Source organism: Lacrimispora sp., from assembly GCF_036758025.1.
Classification (GTDB): Bacteria; Bacillota; Clostridia; order Lachnospirales; family Lachnospiraceae; genus Lacrimispora.
Window position 1 is genome coordinate 206,090 of sequence record NZ_DAIOXM010000001.1, and the last position, 23,121, is coordinate 229,210.

Here is a 23,121-nt window from a genome sequence, read left to right on the forward strand (position 1 = left end):
AGTCAATTTAATATTAGGTTAGTTGTAACTAACAACCTTGTAACTTGATTATATATTAAGAATACAGCTATGTCAAGAGCGTTTTCAAACTTTTGAGATAAAAGAAGGATAATAAACGAGTTTTTGTAAAATATAGTTAAATATTGTGAATAATTACAAGGCTAAATTCAATAAAGGAAAAATAAAAATGCCAGAGCGCGATTCGCAATCGCACTCCGGCATCCAGAGCAGTTTTATTTTTTATCTTTTTTAAACCTGTCCATAAATTTCTTCTTTTTCGGTGCAGGCGGAATTGCTTTTCCCCGAAGGCTCTTGATCTCGGTTATGTAGATCCCGCTTATAACCACCTTAGCCTCTGTCTTAACCGGAAGCACTTCAAAAACTTTTGCGTCTGCAATCAGGGTCATAACCTTTGGCCCGATTTTCGCTTTTACAATGGGAAGGCTTGTACGGCGCATATACCAGGGAGTCTGCTCATATACGACCTTGGGAAGCCCAGCATCCTTAATCTTCATCTTTTTCTTGTCAATTACCAGCATGGATACGGTCTGCGCCGCAGCCTCCAATGCCTGCTGCTGCTCCACCTGACGCTTTTCCAGCCTTCTTCCGAAGAAATAAAGGGCTGCCATAGCCACCACTGCAATGAAAAGAATCACTATCATTACGTTTAAAAATACGCTCACCGGGAATACCTCCAATAGTTCGTTTTATAAGATTTAAGAAAAATATGTCTATCCGCAATAGTATAACACATATGTCTGGAAAATTCAAGTAAAAAATGCTTGACACCTTGACAGTGCTATGATATTATGGAATGTGCACTATTGTGGCTTTGTGTGCCTTAAAGGCACATTTATGCCCAAAAACAGAAATGATTAGAAAGAAAACAGGGGTGAAACGTCAATGGAGAAAAGCAGAATGCGTCCGGTCCCAGCCGGTAAGAGCCTGAGAATGAGTTTCTCAAGACAAAAAGAAGTGCTTGAGATGCCGAACCTGATTGAAATTCAGAAGAATTCCTATCAGTGGTTCCTTGATGAAGGGTTGAAGGAAGTTTTTGAAGACATCTCTCCCATCGCAGACTTTGCTGGTCACTTGAGTCTTGAATTTGTCGACTTTACATTATGTAAGGATGATATCAAGTATACAATCGAAGAATGCAAAGAAAGAGATGCCACCTACGCAGCTCCTTTAAAGGTAAAGGTAAGGCTTTGCAATAAAGATAAAGATGAAATTAATGAACATGAGATCTTCATGGGTGATCTTCCGCTTATGACAGATACCGGTTCCTTCGTGATAAACGGCGCCGAGCGAGTTATTGTAAGCCAGTTGGTACGTTCCCCAGGTATTTATTATGGTATTGAACACGACAAGGTAGGAAAAGAGCTTTATGCTTGTACAGTAATTCCAAACCGCGGCGCGTGGCTGGAGTACGAAACCGACTCCAACGATATTTTCTATGTACGTGTTGACAGAACCAGAAAGGTTCCCGTAACCGTACTCATCCGTGCCCTTGGCCTTGGCACCAATGCAGAGATAATTGAACTCTTTGGTGAAGAACCCAAGCTGCTGGCCAGCTTCGGCAAGGATACCTCCGACAATTACCAGGATGGTTTGCTGGAGTTATATAAGAAAATACGCCCAGGTGAACCTTTATCTGTTGATAGTGCTGAAAGTCTGTTAAATAGTATGTTCTTCGACCCCAGAAGATACGATCTTGCAAAGGTTGGAAGATATAAATTCAATAAAAAGCTTCATTTCAAAAACCGCATCACAGGCCACGTGCTGGCTGAAGAAGTGGTGGATACCAGAACCGGCGAAATCCTGGCAGAGGCTGGAACGACTGTAGACAAGCAGCTTGCAACTGACATTCAGAATGCGGCTGTTCCTTTCGTGTGGCTGGAGGGAGTAGAGCGCAAGCAGAAGGTTCTTTCCAATTTAATGGTAGATTTATCTTCCTTTGTAACCTTTGATCCTAAGGAAGCAGGAGTTACAGAATTAGTATTCTACCCAGTCCTTGAAAAAATTCTGACAGAAGCTGGAAATGACGAAGAAGAGCTGAAAGCTGCCATTCGCAAGAATGTCAACGAGCTGATTCCTAAACATATTACAAAGCAGGATATTTTAGCTTCCATCAACTACAACATGCATCTGGAAGAAGAAGTGGGAAATGCCGATGACATCGACCACCTTGGAAACAGAAGAATCCGTGCTGTAGGCGAGCTTTTGCAGAATCAGTACCGCATCGGTCTTTCCAGAATGGAGCGTGTGGTTCGTGAAAGAATGACAACACAGGATATGGACGGCATTACGCCTCAGTCCTTGATCAACATTAAGCCGGTTACCGCAGCAGTAAAGGAATTCTTCGGAAGCTCCCAGCTTTCCCAGTTCATGGATCAGAACAATCCTCTGGCAGAGCTGACCCATAAGCGCCGTCTTTCTGCATTGGGACCTGGTGGTCTTTCCAGAGACCGTGCCGGATTTGAGGTTCGAGACGTTCACTACACCCATTATGGGCGTATGTGTCCTATCGAGACTCCTGAAGGTCCTAACATCGGTCTGATCAACTCCCTCGCTACTTATGCGAGAGTGAACCAGTATGGATTCGTAGAGGCTCCTTACCGGGTGGTGGATAAGACAGATGTCCAGAATCCTATCGTTACCGAAGAAGTGGTTTATTTGACCGCTGATGAAGAAGATAATTATGTAGTTGCCCAGGCTAATGAGCCGTTAGATGACGAGGGCCACTTCATCCATAAAAATATTTCCGGACGTTTCCGTGAGGAGACTTCCGAATTCCAGAGAAAGAACATCGATCTCATGGACGTATCTCCCAAGATGGTATTTTCCGTTGCAACGGCCATGATCCCCTTCCTGGAAAATGACGATGCAAACCGTGCCCTCATGGGTTCCAACATGCAGCGTCAGGCAGTTCCCCTGTTGACTACAGAGGCTCCGGCCGTAGGAACAGGTATGGAAGCCAAGGCAGCGGTAGACTCCGGTGTGTGTATGGTTGCCAGAGAGTCCGGTGTGGTAGAGCGCTCCGCTTCCAATGAGATCATCATTAAGAGAGATTCCGACGGCAGAAGAGATGTTTACCGTCTGACCAAGTTCAAGAGAAGCAACCAGTCCAACTGCTACAACCAGAAGCCAGTGGTATACAAAGGTGACCACGTGGAAAAGGGAGAAGTCATTGCAGACGGTCCTTCCACACAAAACGGCGAGATCGCCCTTGGAAAGAATCCTCTGATCGGCTTTATGACCTGGGAAGGCTATAACTACGAGGATGCGGTTCTCTTAAGTGAGCGTCTCGTTCAGGAAGACGTTTACACCTCTGTCCATATTGAGGAATACGAGGCAGAAGCCCGTGACACCAAGTTAGGGCCGGAAGAGATCACCAGAGACGTTCCGGGCGTAGGCGAGGATGCTTTAAAGGATCTTGACGAAAGAGGAATCATCAGAATCGGTGCGGAAGTCCGTGCCGGAGATATTCTGGTTGGAAAGGTGACTCCAAAGGGAGAAACCGAGCTGACCGCAGAAGAGAGATTGCTGCGCGCCATCTTCGGTGAGAAGGCCAGAGAAGTCCGTGATACTTCCTTAAAAGTGCCTCACGGTGCTTACGGAATCATCGTGGATGCAAAAGTATTTACAAGAGAAAACGGCGACGAGCTTTCACCGGGTGTGAACCAGACTGTCCGCATTTACATTGCCCAGAAGAGAAAGATCTCTGTAGGCGATAAGATGGCCGGACGTCACGGTAACAAGGGTGTTGTTTCCCGCGTGCTTCCGGTAGAGGATATGCCATTCCTTCCAAACGGCCGTCCCCTTGATATTGTACTGAATCCATTAGGTGTTCCGTCCCGTATGAACATCGGTCAGGTGCTGGAAATCCATTTGAGCCTTGCTGCAAGAGCCCTTGGATTTAACATATCCACACCGGTATTTGACGGAGCAAACGAAATTGATATTATGGATACCCTGGATGTGGCAAACGACTACGTGAACATGGCGTGGGAGGATTTCCAGGAAAAATATGGCGACACCTTAACCCCTGGGGTAATTGAATACCTTGGAGAGCATCTGGATCACAGAGAGCTGTGGAAGGGCGTTCCCATTAACAGGGACGGTAAAGTCCGCCTCCGTGACGGACGTACCGGCGAGTACTTTGACAGCGCCGTTACCATCGGACACATGCATTATCTGAAACTGCATCATCTTGTTGACGATAAGATCCATGCCCGTTCCACAGGACCATATTCTCTGGTTACCCAGCAGCCATTGGGCGGTAAAGCCCAGTTCGGCGGACAGCGTTTCGGAGAGATGGAGGTTTGGGCTCTGGAGGCCTATGGCGCTTCCTACACACTTCAGGAAATCATGACAGTGAAATCCGATGACGTAGTAGGACGTGTGAAGACCTATGAGGCTATTATCAAGGGTGAGAACATCCCTGAGCCGGGAATCCCCGAATCCTTTAAGGTATTATTAAAGGAGCTTCAGTCTCTGGCACTTGATGTAAGGGTGCTGCGTGATGACAACACAGAGGTTCAGATCGCTGAAAGCACTGACTACGAAGAAACGGATTTGAGATCCATTATCGAAGGTGATAAACAGTACCGGGACGAGGAATCCTTTGGCAGCTACGGCTATCAGAAACAGGAATTCAAGGATCAGGAACTGGTAACTGTAGAGGAAGATGAGGAGGACGGAGACGATTCTCCAGGTGTTCTCGACGATACGGATTTTGAAGACTCTGACGAAGAATAATAGAAGGGAGAACCGCTCATGCCTGAAAATAATGAAACTTACCACCCAATGACATTTGATGCCATCAAGATCGGTCTGGCATCTCCGGAGAAAATTCTGGAATGGTCCCACGGTGAAGTAAAAAAGCCTGAGACAATCAACTACAGGACATTGAAGCCGGAAAAAGACGGCCTGTTCTGTGAAAAAATCTTTGGGCCGAGTAAGGACTGGGAATGCCATTGCGGAAAGTATAAGAAAATCCGTTACAAAGGCGTTATCTGTGACCGCTGCGGCGTGGAAGTGACCAAGGCCAGTGTCCGCAGGGAACGTATGGGCCATATCCAGCTCGCTGCACCAGTTTCCCATATCTGGTACTTTAAAGGAATTCCCAGCCGTATGGGTCTGATTCTGGACATTTCTCCCAGAACACTGGAAAAAGTTTTGTATTTCGCATCTTATGTAGTGCTTGATGCAGGAAATACAGGTCTGCAGTATAAGCAGGTTTTATCAGAAAAAGAATACCGGGAGGAAGTGGAGAAATACGGCCACGGCTCTTTCCGGGTAGGAATGGGAGCAGAAGCCATCTTAGAACTTCTGCACTCCATAGATTTAGAAAAGGACTCTGAAGAGTTAAAGAAGGGGTTAAAGGATGCCACCGGACAGAAACGGGCCAGAATCATCAAGAGACTGGAAGTTGTAGAGGCATTCCGCAGTTCCGGCAATCTGCCTGAATGGATGATCATGACAGTGGTTCCGGTTATTCCTCCGGATATCCGCCCCATGGTACAGCTTGACGGAGGCCGTTTCGCCACCTCAGACTTAAACGACCTTTACAGAAGAATTATAAACCGTAACAACCGTCTTGCCCGCCTGTTGGAGCTTGGCGCTCCGGACATCATCGTCCGCAACGAAAAGCGTATGCTTCAGGAAGCTGTCGATGCCCTCATTGACAACGGCAGACGGGGAAGACCTGTAACAGGACCTGGAAACCGTGCCTTAAAGTCCCTTTCTGATATGTTAAAGGGAAAACAGGGACGTTTCCGTCAGAACCTGTTAGGAAAGCGTGTGGATTATTCCGGACGTTCCGTTATCGTAGTAGGACCTGAACTTAAGATTTACCAGTGCGGTCTTCCGAAAGAAATGGCTATTGAGCTGTTTAAGCCCTTTGTTATGAAGGAGCTGGTTTCCAACGGAACCGCTCATAATATAAAGAATGCAAAAAAGATGGTAGAGCGCCTTCAGACTGAGGTCTGGGATGTGCTTGAGGATGTAATCAAAGAGCATCCGGTTATGTTAAACCGTGCTCCTACCCTTCACAGACTTGGAATTCAGGCATTTGAGCCTATTCTGGTTGAAGGTAAGGCTATTAAGCTTCATCCTCTGGTTTGTACCGCTTTTAATGCCGACTTTGACGGAGACCAGATGGCTGTCCATCTGCCCCTTTCCGTAGAAGCCCAGGCAGAGTGCCGTTTCCTTCTGTTATCACCCAACAACTTATTAAAGCCTTCTGACGGCGGTCCTGTGGCCGTTCCGTCTCAGGATATGGTTCTCGGAATCTATTACCTGACTCAGGAAAGACCGGGAGCAAAGGGTGAGGGAATGGTATTTAAGAGTGTAAATGAAGCCATTCTTGCCTATGAAAACCAGGCAGTTACCCTTCATTCCAGAATCAAAGCCAGAATGACCAAGACCATGGCTGACGGAACTGTGAAAACCGGAGTGGTAGAGTCCACAGTAGGACGCTTCATCTTCAATGAGATCGTTCCTCAGGACTTAGGCTTTGTAGACCGTTCCATTCCAGGCAATGAGTTTTTGATGGAAGTGGATTTCCACGTAGGAAAGAAGCAGTTAAAGCAGATCCTGGAAAAGGTTATTAACGTTCACGGTGCCGTTCAGACTGCCGAAACCTTAGATGACATTAAAGCCATTGGTTATAAGTACTCTACCAAAGCTGCCATGACCGTATCCATTTCCGATATGACAGTGCCGGAGAGCAAGCCCAAGCTGATTGCAGATGCAGAAGCAACGGTTGACCAGATTGCAAAGAACTTCCGCCGTGGTTTGATTACGGAGGAAGAGCGTTATAAAGAAGTAATTGATACATGGAAGGTAACCGATGACCAGTTGACCCATGACCTGCTGACAGGACTGGATAAGTACAACAACATCTACATGATGGCCGATTCCGGAGCCCGTGGTTCCGATAAGCAGATCAAGCAGCTTGCCGGTATGCGTGGACTTATGGCAGATACAACCGGTCACACCATCGAACTTCCTATTAAGTCCAACTTCCGTGAAGGTCTTGACGTATTGGAGTACTTTATTTCCGCTCACGGAGCCCGTAAGGGACTTTCCGATACAGCCCTTCGTACGGCTGACTCCGGTTATCTGACCAGACGTCTGGTAGACGTTTCCCAGGATATGATCATCCGGGAAATCGACTGCTGCGAAGGAAAAGAAATTCCTTATATGGAAATCAAGGCATTTATGGACGGCCAGGAAACCATTGAAGGCCTGGAAGAGCGTCTGACAGGAAGATTTATAGCAGAAACCATTACTGACCCGGATACTGGTGAAGTGATCGTAAAAGCAAACCACATGTGTACTCCAAAGCGTGCGGCTGCAGTTATGAAGGTTCTTGCAAAGACCGGCCGGGATTCTATAAAGATCCGTAATGTTCTTACCTGTAAATCACATATGGGTGTTTGTGCGAAATGTTATGGAGCCAACATGGCGACTGGCCAGCCGGTTCAGGTAGGCGAAGCAGTTGGTATTATCGCTGCTCAGTCCATCGGTGAGCCAGGAACCCAGCTGACCATGCGTACCTTCCATACCGGCGGTGTTGCCGGTGGCGATATCACACAAGGTCTTCCCCGTGTTGAGGAGCTTTTTGAGGCACGTAAGCCAAAGGGTCTTGCCATTATCGCAGAGTTCGGCGGCGTGGTAGCCATTAAAGATACTAAGAAAAAACGTGAAATCATTATTACTGAGAATGAAACTGGCAATTCCAAGACCTATCTGATTCCTTATGGATCCAGAATCAAGGTTCAGGATGGTCAGGTACTTGAAGCCGGTGATGAGCTGACAGAAGGTAGTGTGAACCCACACGATATCTTAAAGATCAAGGGCGTTCGTGCAGTTCAGGATTATATGATCCAGGAAGTACAGCGTGTATACCGTTTACAAGGTGTAGAAATCAATGATAAGCACGTTGAGATGATTGTAAGACAGATGCTTAAGAAAATCAAAATTGAGGAAGGCGGGGACAGTGAAGTCCTTCCTGGAACCTCCATGGATGTTCTGGATTACAATGATTTAAATGAGTCACTTCTTGCAGAAGGCAAAGAGCCGGCAGTAGGAAATCAGGTTATGCTTGGTATCACCAAGGCATCCCTGGCTACAGATTCCTTCTTATCCGCAGCCTCCTTCCAGGAGACTACAAAGGTTCTGACCGAAGCCGCTATTAACGGCAAGGTAGACCATTTGATCGGTCTGAAAGAAAATGTTATTATCGGTAAGCCTATTCCGGCAGGTACCGGCATGAAGCGTTACCGCACCATTCGTCTGAATACAGATGCAGCTTTCGAGGAAGAAGAGGAGATTATCCTTTCAGAAGATGATGAAATCATTTTGTCAGAGGATACCTTTGAAGAGGCGGAAGAGGTTCTGGATATTGATGAAATAGAGATAGAAGAATAAAGTGACAAAGGCCCCGGCAGATTTCATTCTGCCGGGGCCTTTTTTTGCAAAAAATTCCATATGGCAATATTCTGTGGTATTTGCACAAAAAAACAAAATTTTTATTCAAAAGATAATGCTATAATCATAAAAAAGGAGGTAGAGGAATGAGAAGTTTTGAACAGAAAATCTTTCCGTATCTGCTGCTGGCGCCCACTCTGATCATATTTGGGCTGTTTTTATTTTTTCCGGCTGTCAATGGATTATGGATTTCCCTCACAAAGTGGGATGGAGTCAATCCGCAGAAGTTTATTGGAATTGAAAACTATGTAAAGCTGATGTCAGACAGAGGGTTCTGGGAATCTTTTTTTCAGACAATACTTTTTACTGCCATTTCAGTTCCTCTCGTTTATGCATCAGCCCTGGGTCTGGCAATGCTTTTGACGGGAGAGAGGAAGGGAAATGATTTTTTCAGGGCAGTATTTTACTGGCCTACCATGATTTCCAGCATTATTGTGGGACTGACCTGGAGATTCCTTCTGGGAGAGGATTTCGGAGTTATCAACTATCTGCTGACTGCCGCGGGCAGGAGTCCGGTGAAATGGCTGACCAATCCTAATTATGCCATGGGAGTGGTGATCTTTGTCACTGCCTGGAGCATGTCCGGTTACTATATGGTCATGTTCGTTTCCGGCATTAAGGCCATATCTGAGACTTATTATGAAGCTGCCAGAATCGACGGCGCAGGGGGGCTTGCCCAGTTCCGCTACATTACCCTTCCTCTGCTAAAGCCTACCAGCCTGCTGGTTATCGTCCTGTCCACAGTCACCATTATTAAAACCTATCCCCTGGTATATGCCCTGACCCAGGGAGGCCCTGCGGGAGCGACCAAGTTCATGGTTCAGTCCATTCAGGAGACAGGCTTTCAAAAGAACCAGATGGGCTATGCCAGTGCCATGACTATGATTCTCTTTGTTCTGCTGGCGTTGTTTACTGTCTTGCAGTTTCAGATAAACAAGGGAGGGGAACAGGATGCAGACTGATATGAAAAAAAGCCTTCTAAAAGGGATAGAATGGATGCTGTTGCTGTTCCTCATCTTCTTGTTTCTCATGCCTATTGTCTGGGTTATGGCTTCTTCCTTTAAAAATGCGGGAGAGCTGTTCTCCTGGCCGCCCAGTTTATTTGGTAAAAATCCCAGCCTGGACAATTACAGAAAGGCGCTGGAGGAAGGAAGCTTTGGAGTTTACTTTTTCAATACTGTATTTACCAGCCTGACAGCCACACTTCTGACGGTTGTGGTCAATGTTATGTCCGGCTACGCCTTTGCAAAATACCATTTTAAAGGAGAAAAGCTGCTTTTCGGTGTGGTGCTGGCAACCCTTATGATCCCTCTGGAGGTTATTATGATTCCCATATTTAAGGTGATCGTGGCTACAGGCCTTTATAACAGCTTATGGGGACTGATCATTCCGGCAGTGGCTTCGCCTACGGCAGTGTTTCTGGTACGGCAGTATTATATGGGAATTCCCGATGCCTATATGGAGGCGGCCAGAATTGATGGGGCTTCGGAATTAAACATTTTGATGAGGGTCATGCTTCCCCTTGCAAAGCCGGTGGTTTCCGTACTCTGCATTTTTTCCTTTATGTGGAGATGGAATGATTATCTCTGGCCTAAGCTGGTCATCAACAGCAAGGAACGCTACACCATCCAGCTTGCCCTGGCAAACTACTCGGGAGAATATTCCGTGGACTGGAACAGCCTTCTTGCCATGTCGGTGATTTCCATGATTCCGGTCATCCTTGTATTTATCACATTGCAGAGATATATCATCGGCGGCATGACGGCCGGCGGAGTAAAAGAATAGATTGAGAGGAAGAAAATACATGAAGTATATGGAATACCCTCTGTTTGCCGAAGGGTTTGTAAACCGTTTTTTAATAACCCCTGTCCACACCCAAATCCGTCAATTCACCAGATCCACCTTAAACGGGCGGGTCAATGAGTGGCTGAAAAAAGGGTTTGCCATCCATGAAAACCCCTGCAGAAAGGAGTTTGTGGCAGAAAGAAGAAATGAAATTCCGCCCTGCCCTGATTTTAGAGGAATCCGCCACGGAGAAGCCGCCGCAAAGCTGTATTTCCCCTTTGGAAATACGGGAGTGGATGCTTCCGGGTTTTATTACCGGCCCACTTACCTGCGGATGTATGGCTATACAGAGCTTTGGGCGGAAGAAGAGGGAAATGTGGATTTTGAACTGGAAACCTGCGGCGGTCTTACTCTCTGGGTCAATGGAAGCCTGATTACAGATTTCACTCCATTTACCCGGAATCTGGTAAAGAAAACAGTGGTTTCAGTGCCTCTTTTACAGGGGCAGAACCAGGTGATTCTGTGTCTGGATGATCTGGCTGAAAGGGATACGGATTATTATTTCCGTATGAAACGGCTGGGAGATGCAGCTCTTACCATGAAGATACCTGTAAAAGAAGAGACAGACCAGACCGTACTGGACAAAATTGAGCAGATGTTAAATGGAATGAGCTTTGACCGGGAGGCATATATGAGCCAGCTTATTAAAATGAACATCAGCAACCCTCTGCCCACTCCTCTGGAGTTTGATATGATCATAAGCCCGGGTGAATTCATTGAAAAGATGGAAAACCCCTGGACAATGGTTAAAACCCGGCATTATACCATGGAACCCTTCCAGAAGGGCCTGGAATTATTTGAAGCCGATGAGTTGTCTCCGGGATACTATTATTTTGCCGTCTCTCTTACCGTTATGGGAATTGATATAAAAAGAAAAATCGGAAATCAGCTTGTCAGAAAAGATTTTCTTACGTATAAGGAACCGGATTTAAGGACCAGAAAGCGCCATGCCCTGGAAACCATCATTCAGTTTGCCCCGGAAAATACTTATAAGGCGGCTGTACTGTTTCAAAGCGAAAGGGAGTACCAAAGAGCAGAGGCCATTATACTGGAGGAACTGGCAGGAGTCAATGCCAGAAAGGATTGTTCGGATTTTCACTTCATTATCATGCTCTATATTTACCATACCTTTCATGACCGGATATCCGGGGTATTAAAAGAGGCTCTGGAGGAAGCTATGGTCAATTACCGGTACTGGATTGATGAGCCGGGGGATGATGTAATGTGGTTCTTCAGCGAAAATCACGCTCTTTTATTCCACTGCTGTCAGTATCTGGCGGGAACTTACCTACCTGAACGCACCTTCACCAACAGCGGCAGAACGGGGGAGGAGATGAAGAAAAGGGGAGAAGAGCTGCTTCACCACTGGTTTGATGAATTTTCCAGGGATTTCATTACAGAGTGGAATTCCAATGCCTATATTCCAGTGGACGTGCTGGGAATCGGCACCCTTTACAATTTGACAGAACCGGGAAGCCCTCTCCATGAAAAGGCCCGTCAGGCTTTGGATATGATTTTCCGCTGCCTTGCCTTAAATGCCCATAAAGGAGCGGTCATGACCAGCTTTGGCAGGACCTATGAAAAAGAGATGAAGGGCAACTACAACGCCGGGACCACTTCTTTGCTGTATGTCGCATACAACGCCGGATACTTAAACAGGGCCTGCATCGGCTATCTGTCCCTGGTTCTTGGGGATTATGAAGCACCGGAAGAGTATCAGTGCTACAGCGCATTAAAAGAAGGCCGGGAGCTGATATTTGAAAACACCCAGGGTTTTGAAGGCCATGTAAACCTGTATCTGTACAAAAACAGCCGGGCCCTTTTGTCCACAGCAGTGGGATATAAGCCCTTTCAGAACGGGTATCAGGAGCATATCATGCAGGCAGTGATCGATGAGGTGGCTCAGGTTTTCATCAATCACCCGGGAGAATCTTTTCCATATGGAAGCGGACGGCCTAATTTCTGGGCTGGCAATGGAAGCCTGCCTTTAGGAGTCCAGTTTGAGGATACGGGTATTTTAAGGTATCACATAGGAGAGGAAGAACGGATTGACTATACCCATGCCTATATTCCCATCAGTGAATTTTCCCGGTACAAGGGAGAAGGCGGAGTTCTGGTACTGGAAAAAGACGGAGCATATCTGGCAGTAAAGGCCATGAACGGCTTGATCATGCAGGAGGAAGGACCCAACCGGTTCCGGGAGTTTATCAGCATGGGGCGGGACAATGTGTGGGTGGTAAGGGCCGGGGCTTTGGGAAAAGAGTATGAAAACCTTGATGAAGTGTTAGAAGCTTTTAAGAGCATAGAGGTCGCTATTCATGGGGAAGAGACAGAAGTGAGAGATGACAGGGGAGACTGCTACCTGGCAGATCAAGAGTATTTCTTAAAGGTTAACGGAAGGACTGTTTATGATTATCCGCTGAATGCGGAAGGAAGAATAACATTGAGGGGGACGGGAAAAGGTGATTGATAAGAAGTTAATTGATGAAACATTGAACCTTGTTTCAAGACGGATGATGACGCTGAAAAATAACGGAATGAAAGAGAAGTTTCCCATCAGCCTTATTGATATCAACTGCTGGGAATGGCCCCAGGGAGTAGGACTTTTTGGCCTTTATAAATATTATGAAGTCAGCGGAAAGGAAGAAATACTGGAATTTTTGCTGGATTGGTATGACAAAAGGCTGGAAGAAGGCATACTGGAGAGAAATGTAAACACCACCTCTCCCATGCTGACCCTGACCTATGTTTATGAGAAAACAGGAAAAGAACAGTATTTATCTTTCATTGAGGACTGGGCTGACTGGATCATGAAGGACAAGAAGCTCATCCGGACCGGAGACGGCTGCTTCCAGCATATGATCACAGGAGACCCTAACGAACATGAAATCCTCATTGATACTTTATTTATGACCGTATTGTTTCTTGTGAGAGCCGGAAAGCTGCTAAACAGACAGGACTATATTGACGAGGCCAATTACCAGATTTTAAGCCATATCAAGTACCTTTTGAATAAAGAAGAACGGCTTTTTTACCACGGCTTTAATTTCAAGAGAAATGATAATTACGGCGGGATTCTCTGGGGGAGGGGAAACTGCTGGTATACCATTGTAGTTATGGAGCTGCTTCAGGAAATCCAACTGGACGGAGCCATGAAGCGCTACTTCCTCAATGTATATGAGAACCAGGTTCAAGCCCTGAAGCACCATGCAGACCCGGAACAGGGGCTTTGGCATACCATCATTAATGACTCCTCTTCTTATATAGAGATGTCTGCAAGTGCTGCATTTCTCTATGGCATCATGAAAGGCGTCCGTCTTGGAATTCTCAAAGAAGAAGAATTCGGGGAAATGATTCAAAAAGCTATGAAAAACATGATGGATTATATCGAAGAGGATGGAACAGTAAGAAATGTATCCTACGGAACTCCTATTGGAATGGATGGGGAATTTTATAAAGAGATCCCATGCTGTCCCATGACTTACGGACAGGCACTTATGATTCTGGCACTGCAGGAAGCCTTGCAGCCTTATTGGAAATAGAAAGGATTGGTTGTGGAAAAAAAGGAAAGAGTATTTTTTGAAGAATTCGACGCACTGTACTATTTTCACGGCAGTTCCGAAAATTGGGCGATGCAGGGCTTTCATTTTCACAACCAGTATGAAATCATCCTGCTTCTCACAGACGGAGCATTGATGGAAATAGGAAACTGTACCTACCATGCAAAAGCCGGGGATTTATTTGTCATTAATAACAAGGAGTACCACAGAACCAGCGGGGCTTCGGGAAAGGCTTATAAGCGGTATGTCCTCATGTTTGAGCCGGAGTTTCTGGTTCAGATGGGGGAGGCGTTTCACTATGACTTTTCCCTGTTTTTTGAAAACCGCCCGGAGCAGTTTAACCACAGGCTTCACCTTTCCGGGGAAAAGCTGGAAAAGGTAGAAAAACTCTTTGGAAAGCTTGAGCGGCATATAAGCTCTGAAAGCAAAAAGAGTGCTGAATCCTCTGTAAAGGTGAAAGTTGCCATTTTGGAATTGATCACTGCAATCAACGAAATGTACCGGTTTTTTATGGAAGAGGAGAAGGGCAGAAATTCAGAAGAACGGAAGGACGAACAAGGGAAGCAGGAGTTTAAAGATCCGGTGCTTTACAGGGAGAGAATTGAACAGTTGAAAAAATACATTGCAGCACATGTGGAGGAGCGGCTGGACTTAGATGAGATATCAGGAAGATTTTATATGAACCGCTATTATCTGAGCCACTATTTCAAAAAGGAAACAGGCTTTACTCTCATGCAGTATGTGACCAACCAAAAGATTCTTGCGGCAAAAACCCTGCTGAAGGAAGGCCATTCCGTGACTGATGTGGCTTTCCGGCTTTCCTATAACAGTGACAGTCACTTTATTGCAGTTTTTAAAAAGGCTACAGGAATTACTCCAAAAAAATACGCCCAGTCCAAAAAGGACAATCACGAATGACAGAGGGGTGCATTTTCCAGAGGGCCTGATGAAATTAACATATGCCCGGAATCCATGGGCAGAAAAAATGGAAAAGGAGAGGTTATTTATGAAGAAAGCATTATCACTGGTATTGGCGGGAACACTGGCCTTTGGAGCACTTACAGGCTGTTCCGGCGGCGGACAGAAAAAGGCAGAGGGGGAGGTAAAGACTCTGGATGTGGTATGGTTCAGCGACGGAAAAGAGGGGGAATCCTTTAAAAGGCTGGCAGATCAGTATACTGCAGAGCATCCGGAGATTAAAATTGAGCTGATTGAAGTTCCTTATGCAGACTTAGAGAGCAAGATCAAAAACATGTTAAACGGAAAAGAAGCTCCGGCCTTAGCCAGACTCACAAATCTGGGACCGTTCCAGAATCAATTGCTGGATTTAGGGGAGCATGTATCTGATAAAGAAGCCTTTGTAAACAGCTTCGGGGAAGGTCTTAGATTTGTTTTTGATGATAAGGTTCTGGCAGCCCCCATGGATGTAACCGCCAATGGACTGATTTACAATAAGACTGCTTTTGAAAAGGCAGGGGTATCTGTTCCCCAGTCAGAGGATGAGATATGGACATGGGATGAATGGAAGGAAGCCATGAAAAAGGTTATGGCAAACAGCGACTGTAAATACGGACTGGTATATGATAAATCTCCCCAGCGCTTTACCACCCTTCTTTATGAAGCAGGCGGAAGCATGCTGAACAAAGATTTAAATGAAGCCAATTTCAATACAGAAGAAACAAAGAGAGCTGTAAGCTTCTTTAAGGAGCTGCATGACGAAGAAATCATTCCTTCCTCCGTATGGCTTGGCTCTGAGAATCCCAACAACCTATTCCGCACCGGCCAGGTTGCCATGCATTTTGCAGGAAGCTGGATGATCGCCAATTATAAAGAGCAGATTACGGACTTTGAATGGGGAGTTACATATCTTCCAAAGGAAGCGAGACGTTCTTCCGTACCAGGAGGAAAGTATCTGGCTGCATTCCAGAACACGGGAGTGGAAAAAGAAGCGGCAGAATTCATCGAGTGGATTTCAAAGGCTGAAAACAATGCTGTATATTGCAAGGAAAACAGTTACTTATCTCAGGTAAAGGGAAATGAAAGCCTGGACTATGAATACGGAAAAGAGTTTTTTGATATTTTTTCCAAAGAACTGGCTGCCACAGATTCCCAGCCGGGAGCAGAATGGGGGTATCAGGCGTTTACAGGAGCAGTCCAGAACGATTTGAGAGATAAACTGATTGAAGTGCTGGCAGGAAAGGTGACTGTGGATCAGTACGTGGAAGAAATGAATCATTTCATGAATGAAGCTTTAAAAGAATTAAAATAATTTGAAAGAGTAAAACCCGGAGTGCCCATGTTTTATCGCGGAACTCCGGGTTTTATCAGAAGTTTGGCCGTAAAATAAAAAAATCCTTGACAGAAAAAAACAATATGTATATAATGATTAGGCGTGCATAAACGCGTCATGTTTTTGTGCGTAAATTAGCTGAAGAAGACAGCAACCACAGACAATATCACAGGAGGTGAATGGAATGCCAACATTTAACCAGTTAGTAAGAAAGGGAAGACAGACAAGCGCAAAGAAATCTGGATCACCAGCTCTGCAGAAGGGTTACAACTCTTTACAGAAAAGGGCGACCGATATTTCTGCTCCTCAGAAGAGAGGCGTTTGTACCGCAGTTAAGACTGCTACACCGAAAAAACCTAACTCAGCTCTTAGAAAGATCGCCAGAGTACGTCTTTCTAACGGCATCGAAGTAACAAGCTACATCCCAGGTGAGGGACACAACCTTCAGGAGCATAGCGTTGTTTTAATCCGCGGCGGAAGAGTAAAAGACTTACCAGGTACAAGATACCATATCGTAAGAGGAACTCTTGATACTGCAGGCGTTGCCAACAGAAAACAGGCTCGTTCCAAATATGGTGCTAAGAGACCAAAAGCAGCAAAGAAATAATTAGAACCACACATTTGAATTTCTAGTGCCGGACTTTAGATATTGAACCTGTAGGTTGCAGGATTATATATAGAAACCCAGCGCGAACGCAACTTCAATGTTTGTGAGTACCTAAGATCTAATGAATAGCTGAACAATTCCAGAAATTGACAGCGGTATTAAGGAGGGAAGTAACGTGCCACGTAAAGGACATACTCAAAAAAGAGACGTATTAGCAGATCCGCTTTACAACAACAAGGTTGTTACAAAACTGATCAACAACATTATGCTTGATGGAAAAAAGGGTGTTGCTCAGAAGATCGTATACGGTGCATTTAACCGTGTGGAAGCAAAGATGGGCAAGCCTGCCGTTGAAGTTTTCGAAGAAGCAATGAACAACATCATGCCTGTACTGGAAGTAAAGGCAAAACGTATCGGTGGAGCTACCTATCAGGTACCTATCGAGGTAAAACCGGAGAGAAGGCAGGCATTAGCTCTGAGATGGCTTACTCTTTACTCCCGTAAGAGAGGCGAGAAGACCCAGGAAGAAAGACTTGCCAATGAGCTTATGGATGCTGCCAACAGCACCGGTGCTGCAGTAAAGAAGAAAGAAGATATGCACAAGATGGCTGAGGCAAACAAAGCATTTGCTCATTACAGATTTTAATTAGGAGGAAAAAGCTTTGGCTGGAAGAGAATATCCATTGGAAAGAACCAGAAATATTGGTATCATGGCCCATATCGATGCTGGAAAGACCACATTGACTGAGCGTATCCTCTATTATACTGGTGTAAATTACAAAATTGGTGATACTCATGAAGGTACTGCAACCATGGACTGGATGGAGCAGGAACAGGAAAGAGGTATCACAATCACTTCAGCAGCGACTACCTGCCATTGGACCATGCATGAAAACGGCAAAGTAAAGCCAGGCGCTCCGGAGCATCGTATCAACATCATTGATACTCCAGGACACGTTGACTTTACTGTAGAGGTTGAGCGTTCCCTGCGTGTACTGGACGGCGCTGTAGGCGTGTTTTGTGCAAAGGGCGGCGTAGAGCCTCAGTCCGAAAACGTATGGCGTCAGGCAGACACCTATAATGTACCCCGTATGGCATTCATCAACAAGATGGATATCATGGGTGCAAACTTCTACGGTGCTGTAGAACAGATCAAGACCCGTCTGGGCAAGAATGCAATCTGCATTCAGCTTCCTATCGGAGCAGAAGACCAGTTCAAGGGCAACATTGACTTATTCGAGATGAAGGCCTACATCTACAACGATGACAAGGGTGATGATATCTCCATCGTTGATGTTCCTGAAGATATGAAGGACGATGCAGAGCTTTACCGCGGAGAGATGATTGAAAAAATCTGCGAACTGGACGATGATCTGATGATGGCATACCTGGAAGGGGAAGAGCCGTCAAATGAAGAATTAAAGAAGGCATTGAGAAAAGCTACCTGCGAGTGTACCGCTATTCCGGTATGCTGCGGAAGTGCTTATAAAAACAGAGGTGTTCAGAAGCTTCTGGATGCAGTTCTGGAATTTATGCCGTCTCCTGTTGACATTCCTTCTATTAAGGGTGTTGATATGGACGGAAATGAGATCGAGAGACATTCTTCTGATGAAGAACCATTCTCCGCTCTTGCATTTAAGATTATGACAGACCCATTCGTTGGTAAGCTGGCATTCTTCCGCGTTTACTCCGGTGTTATGAACTCCGGTTCCTACGTGCTGAATGCAACCAAAGGCAAGAAAGAGCGTGTTGGCCGTATCCTTCAGATGCATGCCAATAAGAGATCAGAGCTGGATAAAGTATATTCCGGTGATATCGCTGCTGCCGTTGGTTTCAAGCTGACAACAACAGGTGATACTATCTGTGATGACCAGCATCCGGTAATTCTGGAGTCTATGGAATTCCCAGAGCCTGTTATCGATATCGCTATCGAGCCTAAGACCAAAGCTGGTCAGGGCAAGATGGGCGAAGCTCTTGCAAAGCTTGCAGAAGAAGATCCTACCTTCCGTGCAAAGACCAACCAGGAAACTGGACAGGTTATCATTTCCGGTATGGGTGAGCTTCATCTGGAGATCATCGTAGACCGTCTGCTTCGTGAGTTCAACGTAGAAGCTAACGTAGGTGCTCCTCAGGTTGCTTACAAGGAGACCTTTACAAAGACTGTTGAAGTTGACAGCAAGTATGCAAAGCAGTCCGGCGGACGTGGTCAGTACGGACATTGTAAGGTTCGCTTTGAGCCCATGGAGGCCAATGGCGAAGAATTATTTAAGTTTGAATCCTCTGTTGTGGGCGGTGCTATTCCTAAGGAATACATCCCGGCAGTTGGTGCAGGTATTGAGGAAGCTACTAAGTCCGGTATTCTGGGCGGATTCCCTGTACTTGGTGTAAAGGCTACTGTATACGACGGTTCCTACCATGAGGTTGACTCCAGTGAAATGGCATTCCACATTGCCGGTTCTATGGCATTTAAAGATGCGATGAACAAGGGCGGCGCCATTCTTCTTGAGCCGATCATGAAGGTAGAAGTAACCATGCCGGAAGATTACATGGGCGATGTTATCGGTGATATTAACTCCCGACGCGGCCGTATCGAAGGTATGGAGGACATCGGCGGCGGAAAGATGATCAAAGCATTTGTACCGTTGTCAGAGATGTTCGGCTACGCAACTGACTTACGTTCCAGAACACAGGGACGCGGCAACTACTCCATGTTCTTCGAGAAATACGAGCCAGTGCCAAAGAGCGTACAGGAAAAAGTCCTCGCTGAAAAGAAGGGCAAATAATCCTAACTGGTTTTCCATGGATTTCGGGCACACAAGTCCGCCCGGAATCCATCAAATAGGCTTGAAAATAGTGCACAAATAGCATATAATAAAAAACAGCCTAACATATAAACAAAGCTCGGAAGAGAGCGTAAATTAAGGAGGACGTTATAAAATGGCTAAAGCTAAGTTTGAAAGAAGCAAGACACATTGTAACATCGGAACCATTGGTCACGTTGACCACGGTAAAACAACTTTAACAGCAGCTATCACAAAAACTCTGAATGTAAGATTAGGTACTGGACAGGCAGTAGCTTTCGAGAATATCGATAAGGCTCCGGAAGAGAGAGAGCGTGGTATCACTATCTCTACTTCTCACGTTGAGTATGAGACTGCAAACAGACACTATGCACACGTTGACTGCCCAGGACATGCTGACTACGTTAAGAACATGATCACTGGTGCTGCTCAGATGGACGGCGCTATCTTAGTTGTAGCTGCTACTGATGGTGTTATGGCTCAGACAAGAGAGCACATCCTTCTTTCCCGTCAGGTAGGCGTTCCTTACATCGTTGTATTCATGAACAAGTGTGACATGGTTGACGATTCAGAGCTGCTTGAACTGGTAGACATGGAAATCCGTGAGCTCTTAAATGAGTATGAATTCCCAGGCGATGATACACCAATCATCCAGGGTTCTGCATTAAAGGCTCTTGAAGATCCTAACTGCTCTTGGGGCGACAAGGTTCTTGAATTAATGGAAGCAGTAGATACTTGGATTCCTGATCCATTACGTGAGACAGATAAGCCATTCTTAATGCCTATCGAGGACGTATTCTCCATCACAGGCCGTGGTACTGTTGCTACTGGTAGAGTAGAGCGTGGTACATTACACGTATCTGATGAAGTTGAAATCGTTGGTATCAGCGAAGAGACTCGTAAGGTTGTTGTAACTGGTATCGAGATGTTCCGTAAGCTGCTTGACGAGGCTCAGGCTGGTGATAACATCGGCGCACTTCTTCGTGGTGTTCAGAGAACTGACATCGAAAGAGGACAGTGTCTTGTTAAGCCAGGTTCTGTAAAGTGCCATAAGAAGTTTACAGCACAGGTTTACGTTTTAACAAAAGATGAAGGTGGACGTCATACTCCTTTCTTCAACAACTACAGACCTCAGTTCTATTTCAGAACAACTGACGTAACAGGCGTTTGTGATCTTCCAGAAGGCGTAGAGATGTGTATGCCTGGTGATAACGTAGAAATGTCCGTAGAGCTGATTCACCCAATCGCTATGGAGCAGGGTCTTCGTTTCGCTATCCGTGAAGGCGGCCGTACAGTAGGTTCAGGTAGAGTAGCTACTATCGTTGAGTAATTATTGACGGTATAGCAATACTAATTTAAACATTAGCCACAATTCCTTAAAATTAAGGGATTGTGGTTTTTTGCATATCAGCAGGATTTTAAGATGCCTCCCTACGTGACCTTGATCCGGTGGATGCGTTTACAAACCATTTAAAAACGGAGAACTGGTTTGATGTTGTGCGGCCCATTGCTTTGTAGTATATTGACTGAAAAACCCAATTTTTCTTCCTGTCATAAATTGTCTATTGATGGTGCTGCTGCTTTGTGGTACCATTAAAGTATTCTGATATAGAAAAAGAGGATGTTTTACGTGATAAGAGAACGGATGTTAAAGTGGTGTAAAAATGCAGGGATTTTTATAACCACTGCTATCATACTTTTAATTCCCTGCGCATCTTATATTCTGTTTGAGTATGTAACCGGCAATTTATCTGCAATTTCCCCGTCCATGGCTGTGTTAAATATAGGCTGGATTTATCTGCTTTATCTTACGGTATTTGCAGTCAGCGGAAGCACCGGAGTGGGAATTTCCCTGACCGCGGTATTTCTCTATTTTGTTTCTGCTGCGGAATACCTGGTTACCAGCTTCCGGGGAAGGCCCATTATGATCTGGGATGTATTGGCCCTGCGGACTGCCATGAGTGTGGCGGGAAATTATGAATTTGTCCTGACAAAGGAAATGTATCTTGCCTTCCTGGGAGTCCAGGCCATCTGCCTTTTTGCTTTTTTATTTCCCAAACGGACAAGAGGCAGAAAAAGGAGGCTGATCCTTGCCGGGGGAAGTGCAGGTGTGATTGTCAGCTTCAGTATGTGGTTTTATACCTTCCTGATTCCTGCTAAGGGTCTTGAAATTAACATGTGGGAGGTTAATGAAACTTATCAGGAGTATGGATATGTGCTTTCAACGGCTGTTTCTTTCAATTACACGGTTCAGAAAAAGCCGAAAGGCTACAGCCTTTCAAAGGTAAAGCAGATTTATGATTCCGTGAGGGAAGAAAACCAGGTTCTTCTGGCCCAGGCCGGAGAAAGCGATGCGGAAACAGAAGAGAAGACAACTCCGGTCAATATCATATGCATTATGAATGAAAGCCTGTCTGACTTAAAGGTGGCAGGAAACTTTGAAACCAATCAGGAATACTTCCCCTTTATGAACAGCTTAAAGGAAAATACGGTGAAGGGAAGTCTGGCCGTTCCGGTGTTCGGTTCCCTGACCAGCAATTCTGAGTATGAGTTTCTGACCGGAAATTCCATCTCCCTGCTTCAGGCCAACAGCATTGCCTATCAGTTCAATGTGAAGCCCAATACATACAGCCTTGTAAGCACTTTAAAGTCCCAGGGCTATGAGACCGTTGCCATGCACCCATATCCAAGGGAAAACTGGAATCGTCAGGAGTGTTACCGGAACCTGGGAATGGATGAATTTCTGGCTATAGAAGATTATGAAGGCAGCGAAGAGCTGAGAAACTATGTCAGCGACAAGGCGGACTATCAAAAGCTGATTGAACGAATAGAGGCCAAGGAGAATCCTGAGGATAAGCTGTTTGTTTTTAATGTGACCATGCAAAACCACGGAGGCTATGAGAGTGCTTACGATAACTTCGATCAGGAAGTGTGGCTGACCGGAGATCTGAAGGGAAAGTATCCCAAGACCGACCAGTATTTATCTCTTGTGAAGCGGTCAGATGAAGCCTTGGAATACTTGATTTCCTATTTTAAGCAAAGTGATGAGCCCACCATGATCGTCATGTTCGGGGACCATCAGCCCAGTGTGGAGGATGAATTTTTTGATGAGATTGCAGGAATGCCAAGCAGCCTTGTACCCCATGAAGAACGGCTGATGTGGTATCAGACCCCGTTTCTGATCTGGACCAATTATGAGAGCCAGGCAGAAGAAAAAGGGAAGCTGGGGGCTGTTTATCTGGGGGCGGAGCTGTTAAAAAGAGCCAACGTCCAGATGCCCCCTTACCAGCAGTTTCTTCTGACCATGGAAGAGACATTTCCAGTGGTCCATCCCATTGGCTGCTATGACAAGGAAGGCACCTATTATTCCTGGGAATCCTTAAGAATGCCGGACAATCCATACCGGGACCTGATTGCAAGCTATGAGTATCTGGTATACAATCACACCTTTGACGGAAAGAAATACAAGGAAATGTTTTCTTTAGATGCTGAAGAATAAAAAAGACAGTGAGGAAAGGG

General features: G+C 45.6%; 14 protein-coding genes. 13 read left to right on the top strand and 1 reads right to left on the bottom strand.

The features are described from left to right. Positions 1-233 precede the first annotated feature (233 nt). Complete coding sequence (locus tag V7M78_RS00910) at positions 234-662, bottom strand: hypothetical protein (RefSeq protein WP_333646033.1); 429 nt, start codon at positions 660-662, stop codon at positions 234-236. 241 nt (positions 663-903) lie between these two features. Between V7M78_RS00910 and rpoB the strand changes: the two genes are divergently transcribed. The 13 genes from rpoB to V7M78_RS00975 all read left to right on the top strand — a co-directional run bounded on the left by rpoB (position 904) and on the right by V7M78_RS00975 (position 23,101). Beyond that, positions 904-4,761, top strand: coding sequence for a DNA-directed RNA polymerase subunit beta (gene rpoB, locus V7M78_RS00915; protein WP_333645572.1), 3,858 nt, complete (start codon positions 904-906; stop codon positions 4,759-4,761). 18 nt (positions 4,762-4,779) lie between these two features. Then, positions 4,780-8,439: a DNA-directed RNA polymerase subunit beta' gene (gene rpoC, locus V7M78_RS00920; protein WP_333645573.1), complete on the top strand. Its 3,660-nt coding sequence runs from the start codon at positions 4,780-4,782 to the stop codon at positions 8,437-8,439. A gap of 146 nt (positions 8,440-8,585) precedes the next feature. Further along, entirely contained in the window at positions 8,586-9,461 is an 876-nt protein-coding gene (locus V7M78_RS00925) for a carbohydrate ABC transporter permease (protein WP_333645574.1), read from the top strand. After that, positions 9,451-10,284 carry a carbohydrate ABC transporter permease gene (locus V7M78_RS00930; RefSeq protein WP_333645575.1) on the top strand — a complete coding sequence of 278 codons (834 nt, stop codon included), beginning with the start codon at positions 9,451-9,453 and terminating at the stop codon, positions 10,282-10,284. The genes V7M78_RS00925 and V7M78_RS00930 overlap by 11 nt, the downstream gene beginning before the upstream one ends. A 19-nt stretch (positions 10,285-10,303) precedes the next feature. Continuing rightward, complete coding sequence (locus V7M78_RS00935) at positions 10,304-12,814, top strand: hypothetical protein (protein WP_333645576.1); 2,511 nt, start codon at positions 10,304-10,306, stop codon at positions 12,812-12,814. Then, positions 12,807-13,886, top strand: a complete 1,080-nt coding sequence (locus V7M78_RS00940) for a glycoside hydrolase family 88/105 protein (RefSeq protein ID WP_333645577.1) — start codon at positions 12,807-12,809, stop codon at positions 13,884-13,886. Before V7M78_RS00935 ends, V7M78_RS00940 begins: the two co-directional genes overlap by 8 nt. A 12-nt stretch (positions 13,887-13,898) precedes the next feature. Then, positions 13,899-14,822 (top strand): AraC family transcriptional regulator, encoded by a 924-nt coding sequence (locus V7M78_RS00945; RefSeq protein WP_333645578.1) that lies wholly within the window; start codon positions 13,899-13,901, stop codon positions 14,820-14,822. An 88-nt stretch (positions 14,823-14,910) separates the two neighbouring features. After that, complete coding sequence (locus V7M78_RS00950) at positions 14,911-16,173, top strand: ABC transporter substrate-binding protein (protein ID WP_333645579.1); 1,263 nt, start codon at positions 14,911-14,913, stop codon at positions 16,171-16,173. A 205-nt stretch (positions 16,174-16,378) separates the two neighbouring features. After that, positions 16,379-16,801, top strand: a complete 423-nt coding sequence (rpsL, locus tag V7M78_RS00955; protein ID WP_333645580.1) for a 30S ribosomal protein S12 — start codon at positions 16,379-16,381, stop codon at positions 16,799-16,801. A gap of 175 nt (positions 16,802-16,976) precedes the next feature. Then, complete coding sequence (gene rpsG, locus V7M78_RS00960) at positions 16,977-17,447, top strand: 30S ribosomal protein S7 (RefSeq protein ID WP_333645581.1); 471 nt, start codon at positions 16,977-16,979, stop codon at positions 17,445-17,447. Between the two features lie 16 nt (positions 17,448-17,463). Further along, positions 17,464-19,584, top strand: coding sequence for an elongation factor G (gene fusA / locus V7M78_RS00965; RefSeq protein WP_333645582.1), 2,121 nt, complete (start codon positions 17,464-17,466; stop codon positions 19,582-19,584). Between the two features lie 154 nt (positions 19,585-19,738). Then, positions 19,739-20,932, top strand: coding sequence for an elongation factor Tu (gene tuf, locus V7M78_RS00970; RefSeq protein WP_333645583.1), 1,194 nt, complete (start codon positions 19,739-19,741; stop codon positions 20,930-20,932). A 291-nt stretch (positions 20,933-21,223) separates the two neighbouring features. Next, positions 21,224-23,101, top strand: a complete 1,878-nt coding sequence (locus V7M78_RS00975; RefSeq protein WP_442914605.1) for an LTA synthase family protein — start codon at positions 21,224-21,226, stop codon at positions 23,099-23,101. Positions 23,102-23,121: the final 20 nt, after the last annotated feature.

Excerpts from the sequence above, each read along its gene's own strand:
- V7M78_RS00925 (WP_333645574.1), top strand. The coding sequence starts at position 8,586 with ATGAGAAGTTTTGAACAGAAAATCTTTCCGTATCTGCTGCTGGCGCCC.
- V7M78_RS00975 (WP_442914605.1), top strand. The coding sequence starts at position 21,224 with ATGTTTTACGTGATAAGAGAACGGATGTTAAAGTGGTGTAAAAATGCA.
- rpsL (WP_333645580.1), top strand. The coding sequence starts at position 16,379 with ATGCCAACATTTAACCAGTTAGTAAGAAAGGGAAGACAGACAAGCGCA.
- V7M78_RS00930 (WP_333645575.1), top strand. The coding sequence starts at position 9,451 with ATGCAGACTGATATGAAAAAAAGCCTTCTAAAAGGGATAGAATGGATG.
- V7M78_RS00910 (WP_333646033.1), bottom strand. The coding sequence starts at position 662 with ATGATAGTGATTCTTTTCATTGCAGTGGTGGCTATGGCAGCCCTTTAT.
- rpoC (WP_333645573.1), top strand. The coding sequence starts at position 4,780 with ATGCCTGAAAATAATGAAACTTACCACCCAATGACATTTGATGCCATC.
- rpoB (WP_333645572.1), top strand. The coding sequence starts at position 904 with ATGGAGAAAAGCAGAATGCGTCCGGTCCCAGCCGGTAAGAGCCTGAGA.
- V7M78_RS00935 (WP_333645576.1), top strand. The coding sequence starts at position 10,304 with ATGAAGTATATGGAATACCCTCTGTTTGCCGAAGGGTTTGTAAACCGT.
- tuf (WP_333645583.1), top strand. The coding sequence starts at position 19,739 with ATGGCTAAAGCTAAGTTTGAAAGAAGCAAGACACATTGTAACATCGGA.
- V7M78_RS00950 (WP_333645579.1), top strand. The coding sequence starts at position 14,911 with ATGAAGAAAGCATTATCACTGGTATTGGCGGGAACACTGGCCTTTGGA.